General features: G+C 37.0%; 17 protein-coding genes and 2 pseudogenes. 12 read left to right on the top strand and 7 right to left on the bottom strand.

The window, feature by feature from the left end; all coding sequences use genetic code 11:
• Window positions 1-9: 9 nt before the first annotated feature.
• Both tssA and tssH read right to left on the bottom strand, forming a co-directional pair.
• Window positions 10-1,107 carry a type VI secretion system protein TssA gene (gene tssA, locus FTT83_RS00095; protein WP_180176084.1) on the bottom strand — a complete coding sequence of 366 codons (1,098 nt, stop codon included), beginning with the start codon at window positions 1,105-1,107 and terminating at the stop codon, window positions 10-12.
• A 29-nt stretch (window positions 1,108-1,136) separates the two neighbouring features.
• The gene (gene tssH / locus FTT83_RS00090) at window positions 1,137-3,794 is read right to left on the bottom strand and encodes a type VI secretion system ATPase TssH (RefSeq protein ID WP_180176083.1); all 2,658 of its coding nucleotides are present in this window, start codon (window positions 3,792-3,794) and stop codon (window positions 1,137-1,139) included.
• Window positions 3,795-4,184: 390 nt separating this feature from the next.
• Between tssH and FTT83_RS00085 the strand changes: the two genes are divergently transcribed.
• The 10 genes and pseudogenes from FTT83_RS00085 to FTT83_RS00040 form a co-directional block, all read left to right on the top strand.
• A complete protein-coding gene (locus tag FTT83_RS00085; RefSeq protein WP_180044530.1) occupies window positions 4,185-4,889 on the top strand; it encodes a hypothetical protein in 705 nt (234 codons plus the stop codon).
• Window positions 4,890-4,904: 15 nt separating this feature from the next.
• Window positions 4,905-5,408, top strand: coding sequence for a type VI secretion system contractile sheath small subunit (gene tssB / locus FTT83_RS00080; protein WP_180044532.1), 504 nt, complete (start codon window positions 4,905-4,907; stop codon window positions 5,406-5,408).
• Window positions 5,401-6,882: a type VI secretion system contractile sheath large subunit gene (tssC, locus tag FTT83_RS00075; protein ID WP_180044534.1), complete on the top strand. Its 1,482-nt coding sequence runs from the start codon at window positions 5,401-5,403 to the stop codon at window positions 6,880-6,882. Before tssB ends, tssC begins: the two co-directional genes overlap by 8 nt.
• Window positions 6,883-6,933: 51 nt before the next feature.
• Window positions 6,934-7,437, top strand: a complete 504-nt coding sequence (locus tag FTT83_RS00070; protein WP_180044536.1) for a type VI secretion system tube protein Hcp — start codon at window positions 6,934-6,936, stop codon at window positions 7,435-7,437.
• Between the two features lie 77 nt (window positions 7,438-7,514).
• Window positions 7,515-7,991 carry a type VI secretion system baseplate subunit TssE gene (gene tssE, locus FTT83_RS00065; RefSeq protein WP_180044538.1) on the top strand — a complete coding sequence of 159 codons (477 nt, stop codon included), beginning with the start codon at window positions 7,515-7,517 and terminating at the stop codon, window positions 7,989-7,991.
• 11 nt (window positions 7,992-8,002) lie between these two features.
• Window positions 8,003-9,811 carry a type VI secretion system baseplate subunit TssF gene (gene tssF / locus FTT83_RS00060; RefSeq protein ID WP_180176082.1) on the top strand — a complete coding sequence of 603 codons (1,809 nt, stop codon included), beginning with the start codon at window positions 8,003-8,005 and terminating at the stop codon, window positions 9,809-9,811.
• Complete coding sequence (tssG, locus tag FTT83_RS00055) at window positions 9,775-10,767, top strand: type VI secretion system baseplate subunit TssG (protein ID WP_180042545.1); 993 nt, start codon at window positions 9,775-9,777, stop codon at window positions 10,765-10,767. Before tssF ends, tssG begins: the two co-directional genes overlap by 37 nt.
• Entirely contained in the window at window positions 10,764-12,164 is a 1,401-nt protein-coding gene (locus FTT83_RS00050) for a hypothetical protein (protein ID WP_180042546.1), read from the top strand. Before tssG ends, FTT83_RS00050 begins: the two co-directional genes overlap by 4 nt.
• Window positions 12,165-12,221: 57 nt before the next feature.
• Window positions 12,222-16,046 carry a type VI secretion system membrane subunit TssM gene (gene tssM, locus FTT83_RS00045; RefSeq protein WP_180176081.1) on the top strand — a complete coding sequence of 1,275 codons (3,825 nt, stop codon included), beginning with the start codon at window positions 12,222-12,224 and terminating at the stop codon, window positions 16,044-16,046.
• A 220-nt stretch (window positions 16,047-16,266) separates the two neighbouring features.
• Window positions 16,267-16,947, top strand: a pseudogene (locus FTT83_RS00040) (OmpA family protein); the annotation flags it as partial.
• Window positions 16,948-17,125: 178 nt separating this feature from the next.
• Here FTT83_RS00040 and FTT83_RS00035 read toward each other — a convergent pair.
• Together FTT83_RS00035 and FTT83_RS00030 are read right to left on the bottom strand one after the other, a co-directional pair.
• Window positions 17,126-18,547: an amidase gene (locus tag FTT83_RS00035; RefSeq protein WP_180042549.1), complete on the bottom strand. Its 1,422-nt coding sequence runs from the start codon at window positions 18,545-18,547 to the stop codon at window positions 17,126-17,128.
• Window positions 18,548-18,675: 128 nt separating this feature from the next.
• Window positions 18,676-20,091, bottom strand: coding sequence for a PLP-dependent aminotransferase family protein (locus FTT83_RS00030; RefSeq protein WP_180042550.1), 1,416 nt, complete (start codon window positions 20,089-20,091; stop codon window positions 18,676-18,678).
• A 221-nt stretch (window positions 20,092-20,312) separates the two neighbouring features.
• Here FTT83_RS00030 and FTT83_RS00025 point away from each other — a divergent pair, with 221 nt between their 5' ends.
• A complete protein-coding gene (locus FTT83_RS00025) occupies window positions 20,313-21,107 on the top strand; it encodes a hypothetical protein (RefSeq protein ID WP_180189936.1) in 795 nt (264 codons plus the stop codon).
• A gap of 75 nt (window positions 21,108-21,182) precedes the next feature.
• On the opposite strand, the gene FTT83_RS00020 is transcribed toward FTT83_RS00025, so the two are convergent.
• From FTT83_RS00020 to FTT83_RS00010, 3 genes and pseudogenes are all read right to left on the bottom strand, one after another.
• Entirely contained in the window at window positions 21,183-21,341 is a 159-nt protein-coding gene (locus FTT83_RS00020; protein ID WP_180042552.1) for a hypothetical protein, read from the bottom strand.
• A 1,126-nt stretch (window positions 21,342-22,467) separates the two neighbouring features.
• Entirely contained in the window at window positions 22,468-23,784 is a 1,317-nt protein-coding gene (locus tag FTT83_RS00015) for a zonular occludens toxin domain-containing protein (protein WP_180082326.1), read from the bottom strand.
• 339 nt (window positions 23,785-24,123) lie between these two features.
• A pseudogene (locus FTT83_RS00010) lies at window positions 24,124-24,830 on the bottom strand (IS6 family transposase).
• Between the two features lie 80 nt (window positions 24,831-24,910).
• Here FTT83_RS00010 and FTT83_RS00005 point away from each other — a divergent pair.
• The gene (locus FTT83_RS00005; RefSeq protein ID WP_180082325.1) at window positions 24,911-25,213 is read left to right on the top strand and encodes a hypothetical protein; all 303 of its coding nucleotides are present in this window, start codon (window positions 24,911-24,913) and stop codon (window positions 25,211-25,213) included.
• The last annotated feature ends 94 nt before the right edge of the window (window positions 25,214-25,307 follow it).

The raw sequence follows: 25,307 nt of genomic DNA, 5'->3' as shown, positions 1-25,307 counted from the left end.
TGAGTCGTGTTATAAGGATTGTTTTTGTACACCCAAAAGTTCATGTACTGTTTCTAAAGGGTTCTCGTTTTTAATCACCTGGCTCAGCCATTCATGTAGAGGCATCTGGCTCCATTTAATTGTTTTTTGTAGTAAATAGCTGACCGGGCTATGCGGTTCATTGACCTGGAAGTAATCAGCAATATCTTGTAAAAGCTGCATGGCTTGTGCACGATTTGCTAAATGATTTTGTGCGTGCAGCTGAAATTTTTGTGCACTAATCGCTGTCGGTGGATCAACAGTTTGGTTTACTGTTTTAGCTGAATCGGTCAGGTCAGTGATAGGGCTGGATGGATCCGTCATGCATACTGAACCAAACGCATCAGTTTTGTAGATTTTTTTCAGGTTGCCATGAATCGATTCCAGCTGAGAATCGATAGCTGTAAAACCTGGAGCATCTACACCCATGAAGCCATCTATTACATTTTTTAAAATATTCCACTGATTCAAAATTTCCAAAAAAGCCTGATAATTTTGATATTGTAAAGATTTTGACGTATTCAATATTGCCTGTTCAAATTGCTCTAGAGCTATATTGACATGACTGGTACTATTTTCTTCACTATGTTTACGGTGTAGATTTTGTTGATGTAATAAGCCATCATAGTCAATTAAAGAATAAAAAGGCGAAATATTTACCAAGGGAATATTCTTAATCAACATGGGCAGTTGATTAATCAGTCCTTGCAACAATCCCAGACGTTGATCCAAATCCTCCTCTTCAATTTTTGGATGTAACAGTATCCAGAAATCGTTTAAGCTACGTTGGGTTAATTCTAAACCTTTGGCTACTCCATCAAAATCGTACAGATTGGACCAGGCTTCAACTAACCAGGTATATAAACGAATATCTTTGGTTTTTTCAGTCAAAAGTTCAATGGATTTATCCTTTACAAAACTCCAATCGGCCAGTTTCGGTTCTGTAATCCAATCACCTTGTTCTAAAAGTAAATTATCCTGAGTTCGTGCTTTTTTAATGGCATGGAACTCATTGGAAAAAGAACAATCCATCCCGCAAGGGGCTTCAGCTGAAATTGCTTTTAATAATCTTTCCAGTTCTAAACTCATGTTCTGCCTTCTGTTTTTTTAATTATGCTTCAGTGATACGGAGCTTTTTTCTCGGTTTTTTTTATGGATTTAACTACCGGATTAACTTGATACAATATTTCATTGTCTTGAACATCGATAAAGATATGTTGTGGCATTTTTTGTTCCGCCAATCCGAGTAAAATTTGTTTAGCTAAAGCAGGTAATACAAATGAATTGAGGATGTTATCAATATTACGTGCACCACTATCAATTTCAGTACAATGGCTGAGCAGTAATTCAATCAAGTTTTCACTATAGCTAACTTTGGTGATGTATTGTTGTTCTAAACGTGCAGTAATTTTGCCCAGTTTATGTTTGATAATGCTGAGCAGTAATCCATCATGTAAAGGGAAATAAGGCACAACACGCATACGACCTAAAAATGCCGGTTTAAACTGTTGATATAAACTTGGCTTTAAGTGCTCTATTAATTGTTCTGCTGTTGGCCATTCCTCAACTGCTGAGTTTAAGCAGGCTTGCATAATGACACTGGAACCGACATTGGAGGTCAGCAGGATGATGGTATTTTTAAAATCAATTAAACGCCCTTCGCTATCTTCAAGCATGCCTTTATCGAAAACTTGGTAAAACAATTCCTGAACATCAGGATGTGCTTTTTCAATTTCATCCAATAACACAACACTATATGGATTACGGCGTACGGCTTCCGTTAACACACCTCCTTGACCATATCCAACATAGCCGGGAGGAGCTCCTTTTAGTGTAGAAACCGTATGTGCTTCCTGGTATTCAGACATGTTGATACTAATCAGATGAGATTCACCACCATATAACTCATGAGCAAGTGCTAAAGCTGTTTCTGTTTTACCTACACCACTTGGACCCACCAATAAAAATACGCCTTGGGGTTTATGTGGATCTTCTAGTTTTGCTTTAGAGGTTTTAATGCCCTGAACTAGCTGATTTAAGGCATTCTCCTGTCCCATAACTCGTATTGACAGCTTATCTTTTAAATTCAAAATCTGTTTAATTTCATCATTGGCCATCTTTCCTACAGGGATCCCAGTCCAGTCAGAAATAATTTCATGAATCATTTGCGCATTTACGCGTTCAAAAACCAGGGGAGTGGTGCCCTGAAGCTGAGCAAGAGCTTCACGACATTGAGTAATATCTGGATTTGACTGACCTATAGCATGTTGTTCCAGTTCTTTAATCCTGTTAACCAGTTGTAGCTCTTTTTGCCACTGAGCTTGTGTATCACTTATTTTCTTGGCTAACTCAGCAATTTTAGCTTTTAGCGCCATGATGCGTTCATGGTGAATAGGCATATTTTGCTGTTCTTTTTCTAGAATATCTTGTTCCAGATTCAGGTTATGCCATTGTGCCTGTAACTGATCCAACCTCACCGGTTGTGCATTTTGCGTTAAAGCTACTCGGGCCGCTGCTGTATCCAATACACTGATGGCTTTATCTGGAAGCTGACGCCCACTGATATATCGATGAGAACTATGGACTGCTGCAACAGTTGCTTCATCTTCAATGTTTACATTAAAATGATGAGTCATGACAGGAATCATGGCGCGCAGCATATCAATAGCCACTGCTTCTGTTGGTTCTTCTACTTTCACCACTTGAAAGCGGCGACTCAGAGCCACATCTTTTTCGAAAAACTGTTTATATTCAGCCCAAGTCGTTGCTGCAATGGTGCGTAATTCACCACGTGCAAGTGCTGGTTTAAGCAGATTGGCTGCATCGTTTTGTCCTGCCTGGCCACCCGCACCAATTAAGCTATGTGCTTCATCAATAAATAAGATAATAGGGTGAATAGAACTTTGAACTTCCTGAATGACCTGTTTTAGACGATTTTCAAATTCACCTTTGACACTGGCACCTGCCTGTAAAAGCCCCATATCAAGCATATGTAAATGAACATTTTTTAAAGCTTCGGGAACCTGATTGTTGGCAATTTTAACAGCCAGGCCTTCAACTATAGCCGTTTTGCCCACCCCTGGATCACCCGTTAAAATAGGGTTGTTTTGACGACGGCGCATTAAAATATCCAGCATCAGGCGAATTTCGAGTTCCCGACCAACCACTGGATCAATTTTCCCTTTTTGAGCTTTTTCGGTTAAATCAATGGTGTACCGATCTAAAGCAAGCGTTTGCAATATCTGTTTGGATAATTGTGGGGTTGATATCGTATCTGGATGGGCTGCATTCTGTTCGTATTGTTGCTCGATACTTTGTGTACATTCATTTAAAAAGTTGTGTTTCATATGGTCTATTGGTAACAATTCAAATAGGCTAGAAGCTCTGATCGCTATTTGATAAAGATCTGGCGCAGTTAATAATGCGACCAGAAGATGACTGGTTCGAATCAAAGGTTTTTGTTCTGCTGAGGCCAATAACCAGGCTTGTTCTAATAGACGTACGATTGATTTTGCAAAAATAGGAGTCCGTGTATTGCCTTTAGGCAATTGCGCCACACTTTTCTTTAAATCATCCATTAACTCAAGACGTGATATTTTGTAATTTTCTAATAGCAATTGGACATCATTATTTTCTTGATTGTGTAGAATTTCTAAAAATATGTGTTCAATTTCTATTTCGTAATTGCGTTGGGCTATACAGGTGTTGGCTGATTTCTCCAGTACCAGACGGGCACAAGAAGATAATTTTGTAATCAGAATTTTTAAATTATTCATAACATACTCAATATCATTAAAAGAACATCAGTTTTTATTCTGTTTATTTACTGAATGATTCTGGTTTTATTTCTAGTTTGATTGTTTTTTAAATTTATTTATTTAAAATAATGAATTATATTTATTTTTTTATAAAAATAATCTGCACATAATACACATTTTTTCTAAAAATCAAAAAAATATATGATGATTTTTTGTATCTTTTACATAAAAAAACAATAAAAAGTGTGGTTTTTACTTAATTAACTGTTGACTTAAGCTAGTTGTTTTTTGTTAAATCTGCGCATTGATTAAGAATCATAATAATAAATTAAAGATTATAAAAATCATTTAATGTTCTTAAACCTATACTAATAATTAAATTTAAAGCTATAAAATTAGAGGCATCTTTTGAATAAATATAAATTTTTTTTATCCTTAGTGATGGGACTATCTATCATTCCTTTAACCTCCGCGAATGAAAAATCTATTGAACTCAAAAGAGGTTGCATTAAGAACTATCCTTTGGTTCGTGATGAAATCGATCCAGAATTATTAAATATCTATCATCAGATATGTGATAGAAAAAATAAGAAAAATATTGAATTGAAAAATGATTTATCTATTCAAGCTGCTCAAAGATTTCAGGCCATCGGGAAAAATCTGAAAGCATTGCAATGGGTCGAGGAGTTGCGTAAACAGAATGTTCAGCGCAGAGAGCTGACCGATGTTGCTTTTCTTGCCGGGATAGGGATTAGCGAGAGTAATTTACAGTATATGCGTAATAATGAAATGCGTTACCTAAATGCAGAAAATACCTATCCTGCAGCAAAAAAATTGTCTGATCATATTCAGATTTCCTTACCTGAACCTGATACCTCTAATGCTAAAGTCGTTACTGCAAGCACGGTCAGACTAAAACAACGGCTGAAAAGCAGTACTTTATCAAATCGTACCGTTGGAAAAGCCAACTCTGTAAGCCATCCCCAAAGTGTCAATTTACAGAGCAGAGTAATTAAAACATCTGCACGAGATACGACAGCGGCAAAAAAACCGCAAAGTAACAATTCTATAACTTCGGGTTCAAGCCCATTTGCTTCATTTAATAAGAACTAAAATAGGACAGTCTTCATGGCTAAACGTGAAAGTGTACAAAAGAAATTACAACGTATCCGTCCACCACGTGTACAGCTCACTTATGATGTAGAAGTCGGAAATGGTAAGGAAATAAAAGAGCTGCCTTTTGTGATTGGGGTTTTAGGTGACTTTTCGGCTGCCTCGGAATTAGAAAAAACCAAATTAAAGGATAAAAAATTTATCAATGTTGATTTGGATAATATTGATGAGGTCATACAATCACTGGCACCTCGTGCGGCTTTTCAGGTTGAGAACACCTTAACCGAAGAAGGAGGTTATATGTCAGTAGATTTAACTTTTAATTCAATGGCAGATTTCCGTCCAGAGAATGTCGTACAACAAGTCGATCCATTACGTCAATTGGTGGAGGCACGAGAACGCCTAACTGATTTGCGTAACAAAATTTCAAATAATGAACGTCTTGAAGATTTGTTGGATGAAATTCTGCAAAATACAGATCAAGTTCGCAAGTTAAGCGTGGAGGCAGAACATGAATAATTTTCATACTGCCACTGCAACAGCTACAGATATTCAAGAATTTACTTTGCTGGATTCGATTGTTGAGCAAAGTCGCATCGCACGTAATGAGGAAGAACATCATCGGGCCAAAAGCCTGATAGCTGAATTGGCTAAAGAAGTGATGGCTGGAACCATAACGGTTTCCGAAAATATGACCTTGTCTATTGATAAGCGAATTGCAGAAATTGATGCCTTAATTTCCAGCCAGTTAAGCAAAATTATGCATCATGAACAATTTCAGAAAATTGAATCAACCTGGCGTGGCTTATACTATTTCTGTCAGGAAACACCATCGCATTCTTTAATTAAAATTCGTATGCTCAACACCAGCAAAAAAGAACTGATTAAAGACTTTCAGGGAGCAACTGATTTTGATCAGAGTATGCTGTTTAAAAAAATCTATGAAGAAGAATATGGTTCGTTTGGCGGTGCACCTTATGCCACATTAGTGGGTGATTTTGAATTTGATCGCACTCCATCTGATATGTATTTGCTGGAGCAGATTTCCCATGTCGCTGCAGCAGCACATGCACCCTTTATCTCAGCAGCAAGTGCCAATATATTAGGTCTAGCGTCATTTACCGATATTGATCGCCCACGTGATGTTTCTAAAATTTTTGAAACTGCTGAATATGTTCAGTGGCGTTCATTCCGCGAAAGTGATGATGCCCGTTATGTGGCATTGACCATGCCTCGCGTATTAGGGCGTCTGCCATATCATCCCAAAGATGGAACTGTTACACAAGGCTTTAACTTTATAGAAGAAGTGACTGGTCAAAACCATGCTGAATATTTATGGATGAACGCAGCTTATGCATTTGCGACACGCTTAACCAATGCTTTTGATATGCATGGTTGGTGCGCAGCCATTCGTGGCGTGGAAGGTGGTGGTCTGGTTGAAGGTTTGCCAGTGCATACGTTCAAGACTAATGATGGTGAAGTAGTATTCAAATGTCCCACTGAGATTGCTATTACTGACCGTCGTGAAAAAGAACTCAGTGATTTAGGATTTATCCCTTTAGTACATTGCAAAAATACCGACTATGCTGTTTTTTTTGGTGCGCAATCGACTCAAAAACCGAAAAAATATGAGAGTGATAGTGCAAATGCCAATTCCGCTTTATCGAGTCAGATTCAATACATTATGGCCGTTTCACGTATTGCGCATTATTTAAAGGCTATGATGCGCGACAAAGTGGGTAGTTTTGCATCTGCTGGTAATGTTGAAGCATTTTTAAATGAATGGCTATCGCAATACGTTTTGTTGGATGATGGTGCATCGCAAGAGGCAAAAGCACAGTATCCGCTTCGCGAAGCTTCAGTAAAAGTTGTAGAGAACCCAGCTCAACCTGGACACTACAAGTCTGTGGTCTTTTTACGACCACATTTTCAATTGGATGAGTTGTCAGTTTCTTTGCGACTTGTTACTGAGTTACCTCAGTCCTCTAACTAATCAGAGCGCAATTTTATAATAATTTAAAAATAAAACAGGAAAATTAAAAAAATGAAAGATATATACGTACAATTTCGAGGTAAATATAAAGTTGATGGTGAATCTCGTGACTCCGAGCACAAAGACTGGCTAGAAGTAAATTCTTGGGCACACAATATTCGTCAACCCAAATCAGCGACATCTTCAAGTGTAGGGGGCCATACTGCCGAAAGGGTTGAACATTCAGATATGCTATTTATGAAAGATTTAGATGCAACCAGTCCAAAACTTTGGGAAGCATGTTCAGCTGGATATACCTTTGACGAAGTTCAAATCGATTTTTATCGTGCCAATGGTGATAAACGGATTAAATATCTTCAAATTAAATTAAAGCATGTGCTTGTTTCAAGCGTTACCCCAAACGTCAATGAAGAAGGGGTTCCGACTGAATCTTTTGGTTTGAAATATGCTGCAGTAGAGTGGACTTATAATCAGCAGGATATTAACGGTACACAAAAAGGTGCGGTGACCAAGAAATGGTCTCTTTCTAATAATACAGCTTCTTACGCTGCATAATGTACTGACCCAAATAGTGGCCAACTACCGTTGGTCGCTATAAATGATTTTTAATTTTATAATTAAATAATAAGAACATGAATTTAGACCAATTATATCCCTACGGCTTTAAAACCACTTTATTCGACCGACTATTAGCTGAAACTGAAAAGAATGACCATGGGATTTCGCTTCAAAAATTACGAGAATCTGTAGCCTTGGATCTAGAGGATTTACTGAATAGCCGCATGTCGCTATTGAATGGCGTAATTGATGACTTTCCTTTAGCAAAACAGTCCGTTCTGCAATTTGGGATTATTGACTTTGTGGGGCTATCAACAGCCAATCCCATAGACCGGGACAAAATTTGTCAATCTATCGAGCAATCGATTGCTGCGCATGAACCGAGATTAAAACAGGTTAAGGTCACCATGTTATTTGATGGTCATAACATGGGAGGATTGTCTTTAAGTATTCAAGCTTATTTAAACATTCAGCCTTTATTTGAGCCGGTCATTCTGGATGTTTTATTGAAGCCCACAACACAACAATATGTTATTTCAGCAAGATCTTAAGTAGGTTTACCGTGATTGAAGAACTCTTACCTTATTATGAAAAGCAATTACAAGAATTTGGACAACAATCGCGTGAATTTGCACAGAAATATCCAAAAATTGCTCAACGTCTATCGCTCAATCAAGAACAAATTGACGATCCGCATATTGAACGTCTGATTCAGGCTTTTTCACTCATAGCTGCACGTATTGATAAAAAACTAGCAGACAGTTATGAGGTTTTTACCCGTTCATTATTTGAAGTCATGTTTCCTCAATATCTTAAGCCATTTCCAGCATGTTCAGTGGTCAGTTTTGAAGATATAAATAAGATAAAACAGTTGACGGAGGTACATGAAATTCCTAAAGCGACTTCCTTAAAGTCACGTAGTTTTAAAGGCGTACAGTGTGAATTTAGCACGACCCAGCCTGTACGATTATTACCGATCGCTTTAAAAAGTCTGAATTTTAAAACCCATCCTCGTACACATATGTATTTAAATCAGAATGCGACGCTTAGTTTAGGCTTTGAAATTTATCAAGGAAGCAGACACCTTTTAATTAATGAAAATTTACCGATTTACTTAGATGCGATTGCAAATTTTCCTTTGCAGGTCCTGGATGGCATATTCCATGCCAGCACAAGATTTTCATTAAGAATTGGCAATCGCGTTATTGAAATTGCTCATCCATTTGCAGTCATGGGCTTTGCTGAATCTGAAAGTTTATTACCGATTGATCAACATACCCATCATGCTTATCGTTTACTGATTGAATACTTTTGTTTTCCTGAAAAATTTAATTATCTCAATCTTAATTTAAATTTCTTGAAACATTTAACAGAAGAAGAGACAGCATTTGAAATATTGATTCATTTAAAAATTAATTTAAATGATCAGGCCTGTATCCGAAACTATACTGAGCTGAATGTTGCAAACTTTAAGCTATTTTCAACGCCTGTGGTGAACCTATTTTATAAGCAGGCTGAACCACAGAAAATCAATCATAAACAATTAGAATACCCATTGCTCACTGATGCACATCATCCCGAATTTTATCAGATTTATTCAATAGTTGAGATGAACATGATTCGGGAAAAAAGTAATCAGGATCAGATTAGAGTTCCCATCCTACCATTTTTTGCCATGAGTCATTATCATCAGCATAATGAGCAATATTTTTATAGTCTGAATCAGACACAATTGCAGAACAATGGGGTTGAAACCCATTATTCCATTGTTTCTAAACATTTATCACCCCAAAGTACCAAGTCTGATTTTATCAGTACACAATTGCTCTGTTGTAATCGGGATTTGCCGCATGAAGCTTTAAGTCAGGCCAATAATGTTTTGAATTTGAATGAGAGCCACCTTGCACGGCGTGCGATGATGTTAAAGCGACCGTCCAAGCCATATTACTTTGAGCAAAATAAAAATGAACAATGGCGCGTTATTTCTCATTTATCCTTAAATACCTTATCTCTGATGAAAGGAGATGCCGTTAGCCATATTAAAGAGCTTTTAGTGCTTTATAACTTGCCTAAATTAAAAGAAAACCAGCTTATTATTGATGCTATCAAAAAGATTGATTTCTCTTTGACACAAAAACTGGTTGAAGCACAACCTTTTCCATTATTTGTCCGGGGTATTAAAGTGAGTTTAGTCATAGATTCACAAATTTTTAAAGGCCATAGTCTGTATATTTTCAGCCAACTTTTAAGCCATATTTTTAATTTAAAAGTTCAAATGAATAGTTATGTTGATCTTGTGGTCAGTGATTCAAATACTCAACAGGAGTTATACCAATGCGTGCAGAACGTTGGTGGCAAGAAGCTTCTGTAATAGATGATCTCTTTACCACACCTACAGCTTATGAGTTTATTCAGGCGACACGTTTGTTGCGCCATAGGCCACATTCATCTACAACGCAGTATTGGGCGAATGATTTTAAATTTCACAGTTCTTTAAATCTTAATTTTCCAGTGACTGAGATAGAATCCTTAACTTTTGAAAACAAGTATATACAGATCACTAATCTCATGATGGGAATCACCGGTATACAAGGTGCTTTGCCCTATAGTTATACCCATAAAGTTAAGCAAAGTCGTCATCAGCAAAGACAAGAAATCCTTGGTTTTCTGAGTCTATTTAATCATAAATTAACAACACAATATGTCGATGCGAGTTTGGCTTATTATTTACCCATACGGTATGAAATTGAAAAGGAAAATGATTATCTGGATGTCCTGCATGCCTTGAATGGGTATGTCAGAACACAACAGGATCAGACTGAATTAGATGATTATTTTGCTGAATTTTCAGGTTTAATGCAGGGGCAAAATAATACCGCATATGCTTTAAAAACCATGCTGAATTGTATTTTCAAAAATGACTTTAAAATAAAACAGTGGGTAGAAGAAAAATTCAAATTAGAAGATGCACAACGAACAACTTTAGGGGGGAATGCCAATTTACTCGGTAGAAATACATTCTGTGGTGAGAGCATTCGACAAATTGATGGAAAAGTAGAGATTCAGATTGGCCCATTATCTAGAACGGATTATTTGAGTTTTTTACCCAAGCAACAAATGAGTGAAAAATTAAAGAAAATAATTTCAACTTGGTGTAGTCCCACAACACTGGTGGATGTACGCTTAATATTAAAAAAAGAAGAAATACAGCCACTTTGCCTGAATACAAAATCCGAGCAGGGCTTGGCACAAAACGCTTTTTTAATGACTCAAAATAGAGAAGCTAATTTGGAGACATGTTATGCATTATTTGGGGAGCTTCAATGAATAAGCTGGTGCTGGGAACGTTCAGTAGTATTTTTCTATTGTTGGGTGTGATCATTATTTATTATTGGCGTGATATTCAATATGAACCTTCAAGTTTAGATTTAGTATCATATTTTCTTATATGGCCTGTAGTTTTATCTATCATTCTGCTTGCACCATATTTTATTTATCAGGCCTATCAATCATATATAAGATGTCGACAGCAGCATCACGCCTTATTAGAACAGCAATCAAATAAAGCACATACTGAGCATGAGCTAAAAGTTGAAGAGATCCAATGTTTCAATTTAAATATTTTTTCATCTTCTGTGTGCCATGCATGGGGTGAAAATACAACAATAATTGATGGTCTAAAAAAGTTTAAATCGCCGGAATTAGATCCTCATTTGGAAAATAGTTATGGCTTAGCTGTTTTATCCTACAGGATTCAAATGCTCGATCATATTTTAAAGCTGGAAGAGAATGAGCAAAATGAAGAAGATAAAGTGGGGCGCTTGGCACGTATAAAAGCTTTAATTCAACAACAATTAGAACAACAGAATGAAACCTTAATGCAAGTGGCTGAGCATTTAAAGCGGTCTGCATTATTTTATGATAGCGAATTGGCATATCAATACCGGATGCATCCTGGATGGAGCAATACCGATACTTCAGGCCGTGATGCAGACGAACAGTGCATCTCAATAAAGCCGGTACCACGTCTAAATCGACTCAATATTCATATCTTATTATCAGACAACGTGTTACATGTCTGGGATGAATATTCAAGCCGGGAAATGCTGTCTAATTTTATGCAATCCTTGGGAACGATCTCACAGCAAATACATCTGCAACATCATTATATTGCCCAGCAAAGTGCTTATACAGACTGGCTGAATTTATTGGATCAAATATCAAAACAAAGTCAGGAATTTTCATTAATAATGAATGTGGACTCTGAAATTGACCAGACATTTTTGGATGAAAAAATGTCTGGGGTGGATGATTATTTGCCAGCAGAATTTGCATCCAGTTGGTGTGTGGCCGCTGAAGGTGTGAAGATCAATAATCTAGATGCAATCAAGACGCTTAAGGTTGCCAATAATGTAGGTAATTTATTGACTTGCCTTAATCAGGAGATGCCTGATCACGCTGATCAGACCCAACAAGAACAACCTTTTATACTGGTTTTAGATGATACAACGGATATAAAAAACGTTAAGAAAAATAATCAGACATTTTTATCTACTTTAATTGAACCTTACCATTTTATACATACATACCCGATTTTTGGTCATACACAACAACTCGCAAAAATTTTTGGTTTTATGTTGGGTATGCATCTGTCAAAGGAGATGACCAGCATGATATACAGCACTGACCAAGCCTTAACCCATGCTTTTTTTAAATCGATGTAGAATTAAATTAATTCAAATAACAAATCATTTAAATATAAATAAAATAACGAGAATCACATGTTTTATACTATTTTAGCTTATCTTTGGCAGTATGTGACCCATCCCAAAGCCATTATTGCACTATCTGTATTAGTGGCATTATTGTCTTCTTATCATACTATTCCGCGAAATATTTTTTGGGCATTATTTTCAACTTATATTTTAATTATTATCGGCTATGGCATTTATAGACTGGTGCAAAAAAAACGCCATATTCAACAGGGTGCTGTGCTTGCAGAAGCAATTGAAAATAATACACAAGCGGAATATGACAAGCAGAAAAATATGCAAGACTTACAGTTGATTAGCCAGCAAATGAAAGAATCGGTCCAGATGATTCGCAAATCAAAGTTGGGGAATCAAAAAGGCAACGCAGCTTTATATGGATTACCTTGGTATATGGTGATTGGGAATCCTGCTGCAGGTAAAAGTTCAGCTATTTTTCATTCGGGTCTCAAATTTCCGTTTGAAAATTCCCATCAAAAAAGTGTTTCTTCTGGCCTGAGCGGGACAAGAAACTGTGACTGGTTTTTCTCTACCGAAGGGGTATTGCTGGATACTGCCGGGCGTTATTCCGTTTATGCTGAAGATCAAGCTGAATGGTTAGGCTTTTTAAATTTATTAAAGAAAAGCCGTAGTCAGGCACCTGTTAACGGTTTAATTGTAGTGGTCAGCATTGCAGAACTGATCAGCCAAAGTCCTGAACAATCCATAAAACTGGCTAAAAATTTAAGAGCACGCATTCAAGAGATTACGGAACGTTTAGAAATATTTGCCCCCATTTATGTTGTGTTTTCCAAAATGGATTTGATTGCAGGATTTAGCGAATTTTTTGAATGTTATGATGTCGATGAATTTGATCAGGTATGGGGTGCGACCTTAAAATATGATCCAGATTCCATGCAGAATGTAATGGCACTTTTTGAACAGCATTATGCTGTTTTATATGAAGGTTTAAAAGGGTTAAGTACCACACATCTTAGTCGACGTCATAGCCAGAATATTTCTCCCAGTGTAATGACATTTCCTTTAGAGTTTAAAAGCTTAAAACCGGTACTGAAAACCTTTATAGGGACCTTGTTTGAAGAAAATCCCTACCAGTTTAAACCCGTATTCCGTGGCTTTTATTTTACCAGTGCCTTACAGCAGGGTATGACCGAAAGTCCAATGACTGAACAGATGTTACAGGATTTTCATTTATCAGCAAGCTTAAATAGTGAAAATCCTGTACCGGGTCATTCAGTTTCACAGCATCATGGTTACTTTTTGAAAGGTCTATTTTCAGATGTGATTTTGAAAGACCAGCATCTGGTTAAACAGCATATTAATCCTAAACGCAAGAAACAACGCTACTTTGCTTTTATTGCGGCCTTGCTGGGGATTTCCATAATATTAAGCTTGTGGATCTGGTCATATCGAAATAATCAACAGCTGATCGCCGATGTTCAGGCCGATTTAGACAAGGTCTTACAATTGCAAAAGCAATCAGGCCAACAACTCTCTACACAGCTGAATGCTTTGCTGATTTTACAGGAGCGTATGCAACAGCTTGATCAATTTGAAGAAAATCAACCTATTCAGTTTGGTTTTGGACTGTATCAAGGCAATACATTGCGAGAAAAATTACAAGGCGAATATTTAGCGGGAATTAAACAACTGCTTTTGCAGCCAACCCAGCAGAATATTGCGCAGTATTTACGGCGTATAAAAAGTAATGAAGCTACTTTAAAAGCCAATCATGTCAATGCAGAAATAAAACAAGGAGTGAAAACTCAGCAATATCTAGACCCTTCCGAAACCAATCCGCAAGATGCTTATAACGCTTTAAAGGCTTACTTAATGCTGAGTAATCCTCAATATATGGATTCAAGTCATCTAGGTGATCAGCTGACACGTTTTTGGCGTCCCTGGCTGGATTCAAACCGGGAACAAATGCCACGTGGTGAAATGATCCAGAAAGCCGAGCAAATATTATCCTATAGCATTACACTGGCAAATGATCAGAAACTTCCTGTGCTTGAAGCTGATTCTTTGCTGGTTGATCAGACCCGTCAGGTTTTGCTGGCTATCATTCGCGGAATGCCTGCACGGGATCGCGTATATAACGAAATTAAAATGCGTGGTGCAGTGCGTTATCCTGCTGTAACGATAAAACAGTTAGTTGGGGAAAATAGCCAAAATACCGTACTGGGAAGTTATGCCTTACCGGGCATGTTTACTTATAGAGCCTGGAATGAATATGTAGAAAAAGCCATTGATGATGCTGCGAACCGTCCAACCGATAGCAAGGATTGGGTGTTAAATAGTACCCAATCGGATGATCTCACCTTTAGCGGTAGCCCAGACCAGATTCGTAAGCAGTTAACTACATTATATAAACAGCAATATATCGCTGAATGGCGCAAATTTTTAAATGGCATTTACTATGCAAAAGCCAATAATTTTAACCAGCAAACAAAAAATATGGAAATCTTGGGTGAGCCAGAAAATTCACCTATACGTACCATTATTGAGCGAGTGACTAAAGAAACCAGCTGGGATAATCCAATGGTTCAGGCAGAGCTGGCTACACCGAAAACCGGTTTCATGGCCTGGTTTAAATCGAAAATTTTAACCTGGGATGAACCTAAAGTTGCGCAACAGGCATCAAACCAAGTCCAGGGCGTCATTGCAAAAAAATTTCGAATGTTCTATCAACTGGTTCGTAAACGTGATGATCAACAAAATAAATCTTTATTAGATGAATACATGCAATCATTGGCGCAGGTGAGGAGCAAGTTCAATGATCTTAAAAGTGCAGGGGAGATTGGTCCCGCAGCCATCATTTTAGTCAAGCAAACAATTAATAATCAGAACTCTGTTTTTAATCAGAGTCAAAAAATGATTGATGAAAAAATGACTGTTGGCTTGAATGAGCCGGATCATCAGGTTTTACAAAAATTATTGATGAGCCCATTAACTCAATCTTTTGATTGTTTATTGATTCCTGCTCAACATGAAATGAATAAATTATGGATGATACAAGCCAATCAACCGTTTACCGCTAACTTAAGTCAAAAATATCCATTTAATCCTTCTGCGAGCTTACAAGCAACTCGTCAGGAAATCAGTCAGATTTTAGGTGAAAACGGCAGTATTGCACGTTTTGTCAAAGAGAATCTCGATCCACTGATCATTCGTCGTGGTTATCTATTAACGTCTAAAACCTGGAAAGATTTGGGGATTAGTCTAAATCCACAATTTGTGATGAATTTCCAAAGTTATGTTGCTCCTAATAATGGCATGGCCACGGGTGAATTGAATCAAACAACGGTAACAGCTGCAGTCAATCAATCAAATTTCCAGTTTTATCCATTAGAAAATCCACAACTGCTTTCTTATACCATTGATATTGATGGTCAAAGAATGGTTTACGAAAATGGCATTCAACAATGGGTGAATTTTGTCTGGCCAAATCAAGGATCTATGCCTGGCACACGTATTACAGTGGTGGATTTACAAGGACAAACGCATACCATTTTTGATGAACCGGGTGAGTATGGCATTAACCGTCTCATTGATCATGCACAGCGGACTCAACGTGGCAATAGTTTTGAGATGATCTGGAAAGACCAGCAAAACCCTAGTTTAGCTGTGAAAGTAAATTTCCGTTTGATTAGTGGTAATTCAGGACATATTGGTTCGAGTCGTGGTTATGCCAGCATGCAACTGGTTGATCAGGTTGTAAATGATAAATCGGTTCGTGTTGTTTCAGCACAGACAGCTCCAGTACCTGTAACCGTGGTTAAAACAAATACAACTGCTACCTTGGCAAGTATGAAGAGTGCTGGAGCTACACCATAATGAATAAAATGATTATTGATTCTTATTTAGTAGAACAAAATGCAGGATTGCTGCTCTAGAACAGGCTTTATAAGCCCATTTAAGTCTTAGCCAAGGCATGGACCTGTTTAGACAAACCTTTTTTAGTGAATAGAATATTATGAAAAAAAAATATATTAAAAATATTTCTCAGCACTTTTTTTTAATTTTAAGTTTATCTGTAGTGGCTCATGCGGAAATGGTTGTTATTGAGGGAGCAGTACCCAGTGAAGCAAGTAAACAGGTAATTTTAACTAAAATGTACCTTACGTATGGTCAGGAAAATATTGTAGATAAAATTCAAGTTCGTACTGTTACTGCTCCTAATGGCTGGAGTAATGCGATTAGTCATGTCATTACAGAGGATTTAAAGAAAGTCAAACAGGGCAAACTGAGTGTACGCGGCACTCAAATGGATTTATCCGGGAAAATGAGTAATCCTAATGATATTCAGCCGACGACTACAAAATTTCAAAGTCTTGTATCTGCTCCTTATCACTTAACTACACGATTATCAGTCAACCAAGCTGAACAGCAAATGATTGATGCTGCATTAAAGCACCGTATTATTGAATTTGAATCTGGAAGTGCCGTGCTAACTGCATCAGGTACAAAAATTTTAGATGAAATGTCATTAGCATTAAAGAAAGTGGATGGCAAGAAAGTAAAGGTGATTGGCCATACCGATAGCTCTGGTGATGCAAATAAAAACCTGGTTTTAAGTCAACAGCGTGCGGCAGCAGTTAAAAATTATTTAATTGGGAAAAATATTGCAGCTGCAAATTTAACCGCAGAAGGTTTTGGTTCAAACCAACCTGTTGCTGACAATACCACTGCAGAGGGACGTCGGAAAAACCGTCGTATTGAGTTTGAGGTTCAATAGATGTTTCCCATAAGTCCTTTTTATTTCTCTCTAAGCTTGGTTTTAAGCAGTGTTTTAAAATCAAGCACATGAAAAAAATAAAGAGGGTGTCAAAAATGATGAAAGACGTTTAATAAATGATTATATTTAATATTCTATGGAATAAGGAAATAGGTCATTTCCTTATGCATTTTTATGCTCAAGTATCCTGAATTCTACGCCAGGGTTTTGCCTGTTCAATTTCATAGGCCAATTCAATTAACGTTTTTTCATCCCCAATATTGGCAGAAAGTTGCATGCTAATCGGTAAACCATCCTCTTGCGTTTGTCCCATCGGGATCGACATACCTGGCGCACCCACCACATTTTGAATTGGAGTAAAAGTAACGTAATTTTGAATTCGATCAAATAATTGATCAAAGGGAAGCTGCGGCGACAGGTAACCAATTTGTGGCGTCGTATGCGCTAATACTGGAGAAAGCAGAACGTCATACTGGTTAAAAATGTCTTGATACTGTTGTTGCATTCTTTTTAAACGATACAAAAATAGCGGCGTTTTGTAAAAATTCTTCTTATAGAGTCCGGCAAGTCCTAGCGTTAAATTATCCAGCTGTTTGGCATTAAATCCAGCACCAAAAGCCTTTTTGCCAAAAGTTTGCAGCATAAAGGATAAAAAACCCCAATATTCACTAAAATCATCAACAAAGCTAATCGAGATAGGTAACTGAAACTCTTCAACATGATGACCCAAATCTGCAAGTAATTTCGCAGTCTGGCTGAGAGTGAGTGTTGTTTCCTGATCAATTTGACCGGTGATGGATTGGGTCACCAAGCCAATGCGTAAACGGCGCTGGATCGGCTGTTCAATTAGGCCAAATTTAGGCAGTTTTTTATTATAAAATCTTTGCTCCATACCGGCATAAAAATAAGCCGTATCACGGACACTACGGGTAACGACACCTTCACTAATGATATTGATGGGTAAAGAACGTGCGGTATCACTATCAAAAGTACGGCCGCGACTGGGTTTAAGACCAATCAAACCACAACAGGCAGCGGGGATGCGAATTGAACCGCCACCATCATTGGCATGCGCAATAGGCACTACACCTGAGGCTACGATTGCAGCAGAACCACCGGAAGATGCCCCGCAAGAATAGTCTGTATGCCATGGATTGAAAGTCGCACTGCCATCTTTAAACTCTGTGGTGGCATTTAAACCAAATTCTGGCATGGTCGTTTTGCCTAAAACGACAAAGCCCTGGTCTAAAAATTGTTGACTGATCTTAGGGTTAATTAATACAGTCTTGCTATTTACTGCTTTAGAACCATGACTGGTTGCAAGGCCCTGATAATCGGTATTGTCTTTAAAAAAGAAGGGCACACCTGCAAAAATTCCTGTTTGTTTGAAACGTAGTTTTGCTAAAGCACGCTCAAAACATTCAAGCTGAATTGCATTGAGATGTGGATTGACGCGTTGTGCACGTGCAATTGCCGCTGCAGTTACTTCCTGTACAGAAGCCTGTTTATCGCGAATTAATTGTGCGATACCCACGGCATCTAGATCGCTCATTACATCATTATCAAATGCATGAATACGTTTAGAATTTTGTGATTCCATATCATTATAGCCCCATATTTCCCAATATTTTTGTTTTTCATTTGGTCTGATTTTAATCAGCATAAGCGCAGACTACTGCTCAATGAATCATTTTACAGCATAATGACAATATTCGCTGTCAATTTAAACTAATCATCCACGATAACGCTTTGCAGCGTAGAAATAACCTTGTCCAATGAATGTTGAATTGAATCAGACCATGCAAATGAACAATTAATTCTTAAATAATGCTGTTTTTGTGTGGTGATGTTAAAAAGCTGGCCCGGTGCAATGCCAATTTTCTGCTGGATGAGGGTTTCATAAATGTACATGCTATCTACATTTTTAGGCAGTTTAAGCCATAAAAAATAACCACTTGGATGATATTCAACTTTACATCTGGCTGGTAAATTCAACTCTAAATATCTATAAAATAACAATTTATTATGCTGTAAATTTTTACGTAAGTTGCGCAGATGTTTTTCATAATGAAAATTAGATAGAAATTCCACTAAAGCGCTTTGCAGTAAAGAATTGACTGAAATCGTGCTCATTAATTGCAGGTGCTGAATATGCTGTGAGTATTTCCCGGCATGTACCCAACCCACTCGAAACGTCGCCCCCAGGGTTTTCGAAAAAGAAGAGCAGTGCAGGACTAAATTATTTTGATCATAATAAGTCATCGGTAACGGCTTTTTATGGCCAAAATACATTTCTTCATACACATCATCTTCAATCATATGAACTTGATATTGATGTAATAATTTTGAAATTTGAAACTTTATATCCTCTGAAACGGTAAAACCTACCGGATTATGGCTATTTAACATGAACCAGCAGAGTTTTACCGGATAGGTTTTTAAGATATGTTCAAAAGCTTCTAGGTCAAATCCATGTTTAGGATGTTCAGGAATAGTGACCACTTTTAGGCCTAATCGTTCAGCCGCTTGCCAGGCACCATAAAAAATATTTTGCTGCAAGATAATATAGTCACCAGGTTTGGCAATCGCTTGTAAGGCCAGGTTTAGTGCATCCAAAGCACCCGATGTAATGACAATGTCATCAGGATCAGTGGGTATGCCTTGCATACAATAGCGTTGGGCAATCAGTTTGCGTAATGAAAAATTTCCTGGGGGCAAACTATCAATAGCATCATAACTTTTTTTATTACGCGCGATTTGTCCCATAATTTGCGTTAGTTTTTTGGAATAGACCAAATCACTGTCTGGAAATGCCGAACCAAATGGAACGATGTGTTCGCCTTGAATGGATTTGAGATATTTAAAAATTAATGAATTAATCTCAATATTGGAATTGAGAGAAACAATTAAAGGTGCATTGTGTTCATGGTCTGCATATGTATTTGCAATGTAGTAGCCAGATTTCTCTTTCGCATAAATTAAACCTCTAGATTCAAGCTCTTGATAAGCATTCATCACGGTAATCAGGCTAAAACCGGAAAGCTGTACTTGTTCACGTAAAGAAGGGAGTTTTTCATGGGCTTTAAGTGTGCCACTTTCAATCAATTGTCTTAATTGATGAGCAAGCTGTTCTGACTTATACATGTTGAAGTGTTAGTTATAGAAAGTGACTGTGTATAAATATAGCGCCATTTAATCAATATTAAAGTATTTTTATAACAGATTTGCTTGAAAATACTGATCTGTTATAAATTTTATGTCTGATGTTGTATCTATCAAATTTGAAAATATTTGCAATACTAGCCCACAATTAAATGCAAATGCATGATGAAAATATATGTACAGATGTGGAAATGGAGTTACAAATGTTTGAAATATCGCAACTAAATTTGATCCATCAGTTGTTGGCAGGATACGAAATTTCTCCGCAGGTTAAAAGATTACTTAAGCAAAAATATTTGAATGTTGAAGCCACAGTATTGAGAGCAAAAAAGCTTAGAGAGATAGAGAAAGCAGGGCAGATTGTGATCCTGCAAGATCCTATTACAGAGCATATTGAAGATTTGGCTTATTTATTTTCACCCTTTATATTGGCAAATTTGAATCAAAAGGTTGTTTATTACACAGTCAAGAATGAGCAAAGTTTAAGCATTTTGTCACGTTATTATCAGGCCAACCAAAGTAACCTTAGCTTTAATTTTGATGAATTATTGGATAGTCTGGGGCTATCTATACAATTAAATGATGAAGAAATGAGCCCGAAAGATTCATTTTATTTAAATTTAATCAATGCTTTATGTAATTCAAAAGTATCTAGAATAATTTGTATTACGCGTTTAGATATCAATCTGGAGCTGATTAATCTAATCGCTCATTTTCTGCATGTACAGATTCAAATCATCACACTGGAAAATCAAACTGAATACATAGATATAAATAAAATCAATATGTTACAGCTATTATTTAAGAACAAAAATGATGAATATATACAACTTTGTACAAAGCTTTCTAAAATAAATGGTAAATTACTGAAAATATTAGATTTATATAGTCTTGATCAAGCACAATTACTGGTAGATGATATGTTTTATTCCGAGCATATTTTTGAAAAGCTTTCAGTCTATGGTGAATATATGCAAACTAAAATTCAATATCATTAAACTAAAAAAGCAGCATTTTTGATGAAAATATGCTGCTTGATCGTAGCTGTAGTTATGGTTGTGATTATGTAGCAATTAGGGAAGATATGAATTATCGGCGCCAACTACGAATGCGACACCGATACAGAATAACAAAGCATAAATTCCAAACCAAATAATGGCTCGCTTGAACGCTTTATCTGAAATTTCACTGTCAGCGTATTTTTGCTGTTTTTTTGGCTCTTGATCGTTCATCAGCTATCTCAATTTGGCTATCTGTCAGGTTAATTATTGACGATGTAACAGAGCATCTATAGATACAAAAAAGTGAAATATTTATATAACAGTTATAGATACCTGGATATCAAACCGTCTGCTTCGATAATCGTAAAGGTGCGTATTCTAAAAGCGGACATTTTTACTTTGGAGAAACCGGACATTTCTATTTGGGGTTTACAAAATTAATTTCGTATAATGTATATTATGTTAAATAAGATATCCGAGATTGCGCCCTACATAACTCAGCCGTTGGCGCAACTTCACTGGAGAGATTCACCAACATATTAATCTCTCCAGTGAAGTATCTTAATGAACATAATATACGTTATGCCGAAATCCGTGAGCCAAATTTATCCTGTAGACATAACTGCTATAACAAAGTAAGAAATGCTAAACATAAGAATAGAAATTTATGACTACAAAGCACATCAAGAATTGCTTCTTTCATTGATCTCTCCAGTAATCAGTTTCATAAAATGCTGTTAAAAAAAACCAAATAGCAAAACGACTAAATACAGTAAGAAATCCCTCATACTTGACGGATATTTTAATAAAAAAACTATTTTGATTCATTTTTAGTCAATCGTAACCCGCATGTTATAAGATGCTATAATCTTCCAATCGTATGATCTAACCTAATAAAAAGCACCTTTAATTGATCTATTTCGATGGAATAATCTTCATTAGATAACTGCATGTTTTTTAAATGTTTTTCTAAGCATTGGCGAATAAAAATATAATCTTCTTTAAGTAAAACACCCTTATTTCGATTATAGCTGACTGTTCTATATAGATGTCTATTAATCATTCAGTGTAAAATCCGATTTTTATCACATACTTAGTTTTAAAATGCCAGAAAATCTATTTAATAAAAACAGATATATTTCAAACACAAATCTACTTTATAAAATTGCCAAAGATGCTTTGCTTGAAAAACATGTCATTAAACGAGGAAATCAAATTTTAGTATATGAAATCAGCAGCTTAAAACAACGAGGTAAATTCATTAAAAGCCTAGAAATAAAAAGATTTTATTTAATCAGTTCGGGCGGAACACGCCCTCTGCTATGCCCTATTAGATTCATTCTCCCGGACTTTGTAATCAGAGAGAAGACGCTTCAGTATTTTGATTTTCCGGTTCACTCGTAGACACTCGTTCTGTAGATTTTTCACTAGAATTTGAATGGCTTGATGATGAATTATTCTGAGCAAAATAATTAAATGGTCTATAACCATCTAACCACCTTCTACAATCCTTTTCAGATACTGAAAGCATGTAATTGCCCTGCTGATCTACAGCAAAAGGTTTTGAAGGATCATAAACATACTTCTTCACTTGACCAGTAGAAGAAACAGACAAGCCACCTTTTGAAATATCATCAAACCATTTTGTGCATTCAGGGGTTTCAATATTCACAGCTTTTCTACAGATATTAGATAAATCTTGAATCTGCTGTTGTTGGGGTTGCTGTTGAGACTGAGACTTAGTCTGTTGTTGCGAAGCTGAAGACGCAGGCGAAGAAGTTGAAACAGTTTCAGCTTGAGCAGAATTTTTAAAGAATCCAAATTCAGAGGAATAAGCTCGATAGCCAGAATAAACAATTAAACAAAGAAAAAGTAAAACTGGGATTTTCAAACCCCAAGGCAATGAAGCTTTAGCTGTATGCTGTTCTGCTGAAATGTAATACTTAAAAAGCCGTTTAGGAAAAAACCATATTTTCCAAGACAGGGCATTTTTACGAGTAGCATTACCAAAACTATCCTGAATCTCAGAATAACTATAAATAATCGCCAACTGCATCTTAAAAAGACGACGAAGAATTAAATGCTCAGAGGTTGCAGCCTTAACAAAGGAATTTAAAAGGTCAGGCTTTTGAGTAACTAAAACAATATCAAAACCAAAATGACGATGCATGGTTAAAGCACGGCCAATATCTAAAATATCCTCTTTAGCTCTCTCAAGTGCTGCCTTTTGAAGATTGCGAACATTTTGGATTAACTGTTCTTGTTCTTTGACTTTTAAAGATAAAAGCAATTCTGTATAAACAAAACCATGCTTATTCAAAAGACCTATTTTTAAAGGAGTTGGGAGATTTACATAATCTAAAATCTTGGCAACTTCATTATTATAAAGTTCATTAAGATAGCGAGGTAACTGATAATTTTTAAGCAAATCAGTCTTAGAAAAAGCTGGGTGTTCATGGGCTTCATCAAAAACAATTAAAGAACCATCTGGAAGATCACGCCAATCAAAAGGATTATTTGTTGATGATGTGATAGGTAAAACACCTGGAATATTAATTCCAATGATGTTTGTAAAAATCATACGATTAGGATTTTTTCTAACCGTTGTTTCTAATAATTCAACACACCAGAGTGACTTACCTGATCCAGGTGGTGCTGATATGGCTGTAAGCATTTTATACCCCTTTTGTTCGATCTCCCCACGCGCACACTAGGCAGGAATCACAGGCTCATCCCGCCCAGCGCGCGCGCATAGCGATCCCACAAATGTGTTAAGACTTCCCCACCCAAATACGCGCACACTTGATAAATATGACAAGCTGTATAGTGGATAGAAGCATTGATAAACATAGATCAAGCGTTAAAAGCTTGGAGAATGAAAGTGCAATTTCTGGAAGATTATCTAATGACTTTTGAGCCTCAATAATTAGTTCATCTAAAATATCTTTGACCCAGTTATAAGGGCACTGTTGCAAATAGGAAATTGAGTTGTAGTTTGCTTGGTTAATCAGGTTTAAATTCCGAAAACTCTATTTACTAGCCACACCTCTCCTAGAAAATTACCGTTATAAAATAATGAAGCTTGTCCTTTACGCAAAGCACGCATGACCTCAATACCTTTAATTGTGGCATAAGCAGTTTTAATAGACTTAAATCCCAACGTAGCCTTGATGATCCGTTTGAGCTTGCCATGATCACATTCAATCACGTTATTCTTGTATTTAATCTGTCGATGCTCAAGGTCTTCAGGACACTTTCCTTCTTGTTTTAGTCGCGACAAAGCACGGCCATAGGTATGAGCCTTATCAGTGTTTATGACTCGTGGAATCTGCCATCTTTTGAAATGATTCAACATCTTACCAAGAAAACAATAAGCTGAATGGGTATATTTCGTCTAGCAGAAAGATAGAAATCAAGAGTGTGGCCACATTCGTCAACTGCACGGTATAGATATGCCCATTTGCCATTCACTTTTACGTAAGTTTCATCCAGATGCCATGAATGTCGATCTGTAGAATTACGCCAATACCAACGTAAACGTTTTTCCATTTCAGGAGCATAACGCTGAACCCAACGATAAATCGTGGTGTGATCGACATTTACTCCTCGTTCAGCGAGCATTTCCTGAAGTTCACGATAGCTGATGGCATATTTGCAGTACCAACGGACGGCCCAAAGAATGATTTCACCCTGAAAATGACGACCGTGGAAAGCATTCATCTGCTGATCCTTTAGCTAAAAGAGTATTTAGCTTACCATCAGCAGCTATTTGCAACAGTGCCATCCAGGCTGGGCTGAAAATGAATCCAGCTCGACAGGCAGGCATTTTTGCCGGGTTGCCCGTTGAGTTACCTGCGCTAACGGTTAACAGAGTTTGTGGTTCAGGTGTACAGGCAATTGTAAGTGCTTCCTTGGAAATTTGGTCAGGGATGGCAGATTGTACTTTGGCTGGTGGAATGGAAAATATGGATCGCGCTCCCTACTTATTACATCAAGGACGCTGGGGAATTAGAATGGGGGATGCTGCTCTTTTGGACAGTATGTTACTAGACGGGTTACATGATGCTGAACCGTACCGGGTTTGTCGGAGACTTTTTATTTAAGTTAGGCCACCTGACCTAACGGGTTAATCTTATCATAGTACATTGCTTCAAACTCAAAAGGCGATACATAACCGAGTGCACTATGTACACGCTT

It is taken from the genome of Acinetobacter sp. YH01018 (genome assembly GCF_013420295.1).
Taxonomy (GTDB): Bacteria; Pseudomonadota; Gammaproteobacteria; order Pseudomonadales; family Moraxellaceae; genus Acinetobacter.
This window is presented reverse-complemented; position numbering and strand designations above follow the sequence as displayed.

What these genes read in the sequence shown, in the direction of transcription:
- FTT83_RS00025 (WP_180189936.1), top strand. Translation starts at nt 20,313, where the DNA reads ATGTTTGAAATATCGCAACTAAATTTGATCCATCAGTTGTTGGCAGGA.
- FTT83_RS00005 (WP_180082325.1), top strand. Translation starts at nt 24,911, where the DNA reads ATGAATCCAGCTCGACAGGCAGGCATTTTTGCCGGGTTGCCCGTTGAG.
- tssA (WP_180176084.1), bottom strand. Translation starts at nt 1,107, where the DNA reads ATGAGTTTAGAACTGGAAAGATTATTAAAAGCAATTTCAGCTGAAGCC.
- FTT83_RS00015 (WP_180082326.1), bottom strand. Translation starts at nt 23,784, where the DNA reads ATGCTTACAGCCATATCAGCACCACCTGGATCAGGTAAGTCACTCTGG.
- FTT83_RS00030 (WP_180042550.1), bottom strand. Translation starts at nt 20,091, where the DNA reads ATGTATAAGTCAGAACAGCTTGCTCATCAATTAAGACAATTGATTGAA.
- FTT83_RS00070 (WP_180044536.1), top strand. Translation starts at nt 6,934, where the DNA reads ATGAAAGATATATACGTACAATTTCGAGGTAAATATAAAGTTGATGGT.
- FTT83_RS00050 (WP_180042546.1), top strand. Translation starts at nt 10,764, where the DNA reads ATGAATAAGCTGGTGCTGGGAACGTTCAGTAGTATTTTTCTATTGTTG.
- tssE (WP_180044538.1), top strand. Translation starts at nt 7,515, where the DNA reads ATGAATTTAGACCAATTATATCCCTACGGCTTTAAAACCACTTTATTC.
- FTT83_RS00020 (WP_180042552.1), bottom strand. Translation starts at nt 21,341, where the DNA reads ATGAACGATCAAGAGCCAAAAAAACAGCAAAAATACGCTGACAGTGAA.
- tssC (WP_180044534.1), top strand. Translation starts at nt 5,401, where the DNA reads ATGAATAATTTTCATACTGCCACTGCAACAGCTACAGATATTCAAGAA.
- tssM (WP_180176081.1), top strand. Translation starts at nt 12,222, where the DNA reads ATGTTTTATACTATTTTAGCTTATCTTTGGCAGTATGTGACCCATCCC.
- tssB (WP_180044532.1), top strand. Translation starts at nt 4,905, where the DNA reads ATGGCTAAACGTGAAAGTGTACAAAAGAAATTACAACGTATCCGTCCA.
- tssH (WP_180176083.1), bottom strand. Translation starts at nt 3,794, where the DNA reads ATGAATAATTTAAAAATTCTGATTACAAAATTATCTTCTTGTGCCCGT.
- tssG (WP_180042545.1), top strand. Translation starts at nt 9,775, where the DNA reads ATGCGTGCAGAACGTTGGTGGCAAGAAGCTTCTGTAATAGATGATCTC.
- FTT83_RS00035 (WP_180042549.1), bottom strand. Translation starts at nt 18,547, where the DNA reads ATGGAATCACAAAATTCTAAACGTATTCATGCATTTGATAATGATGTA.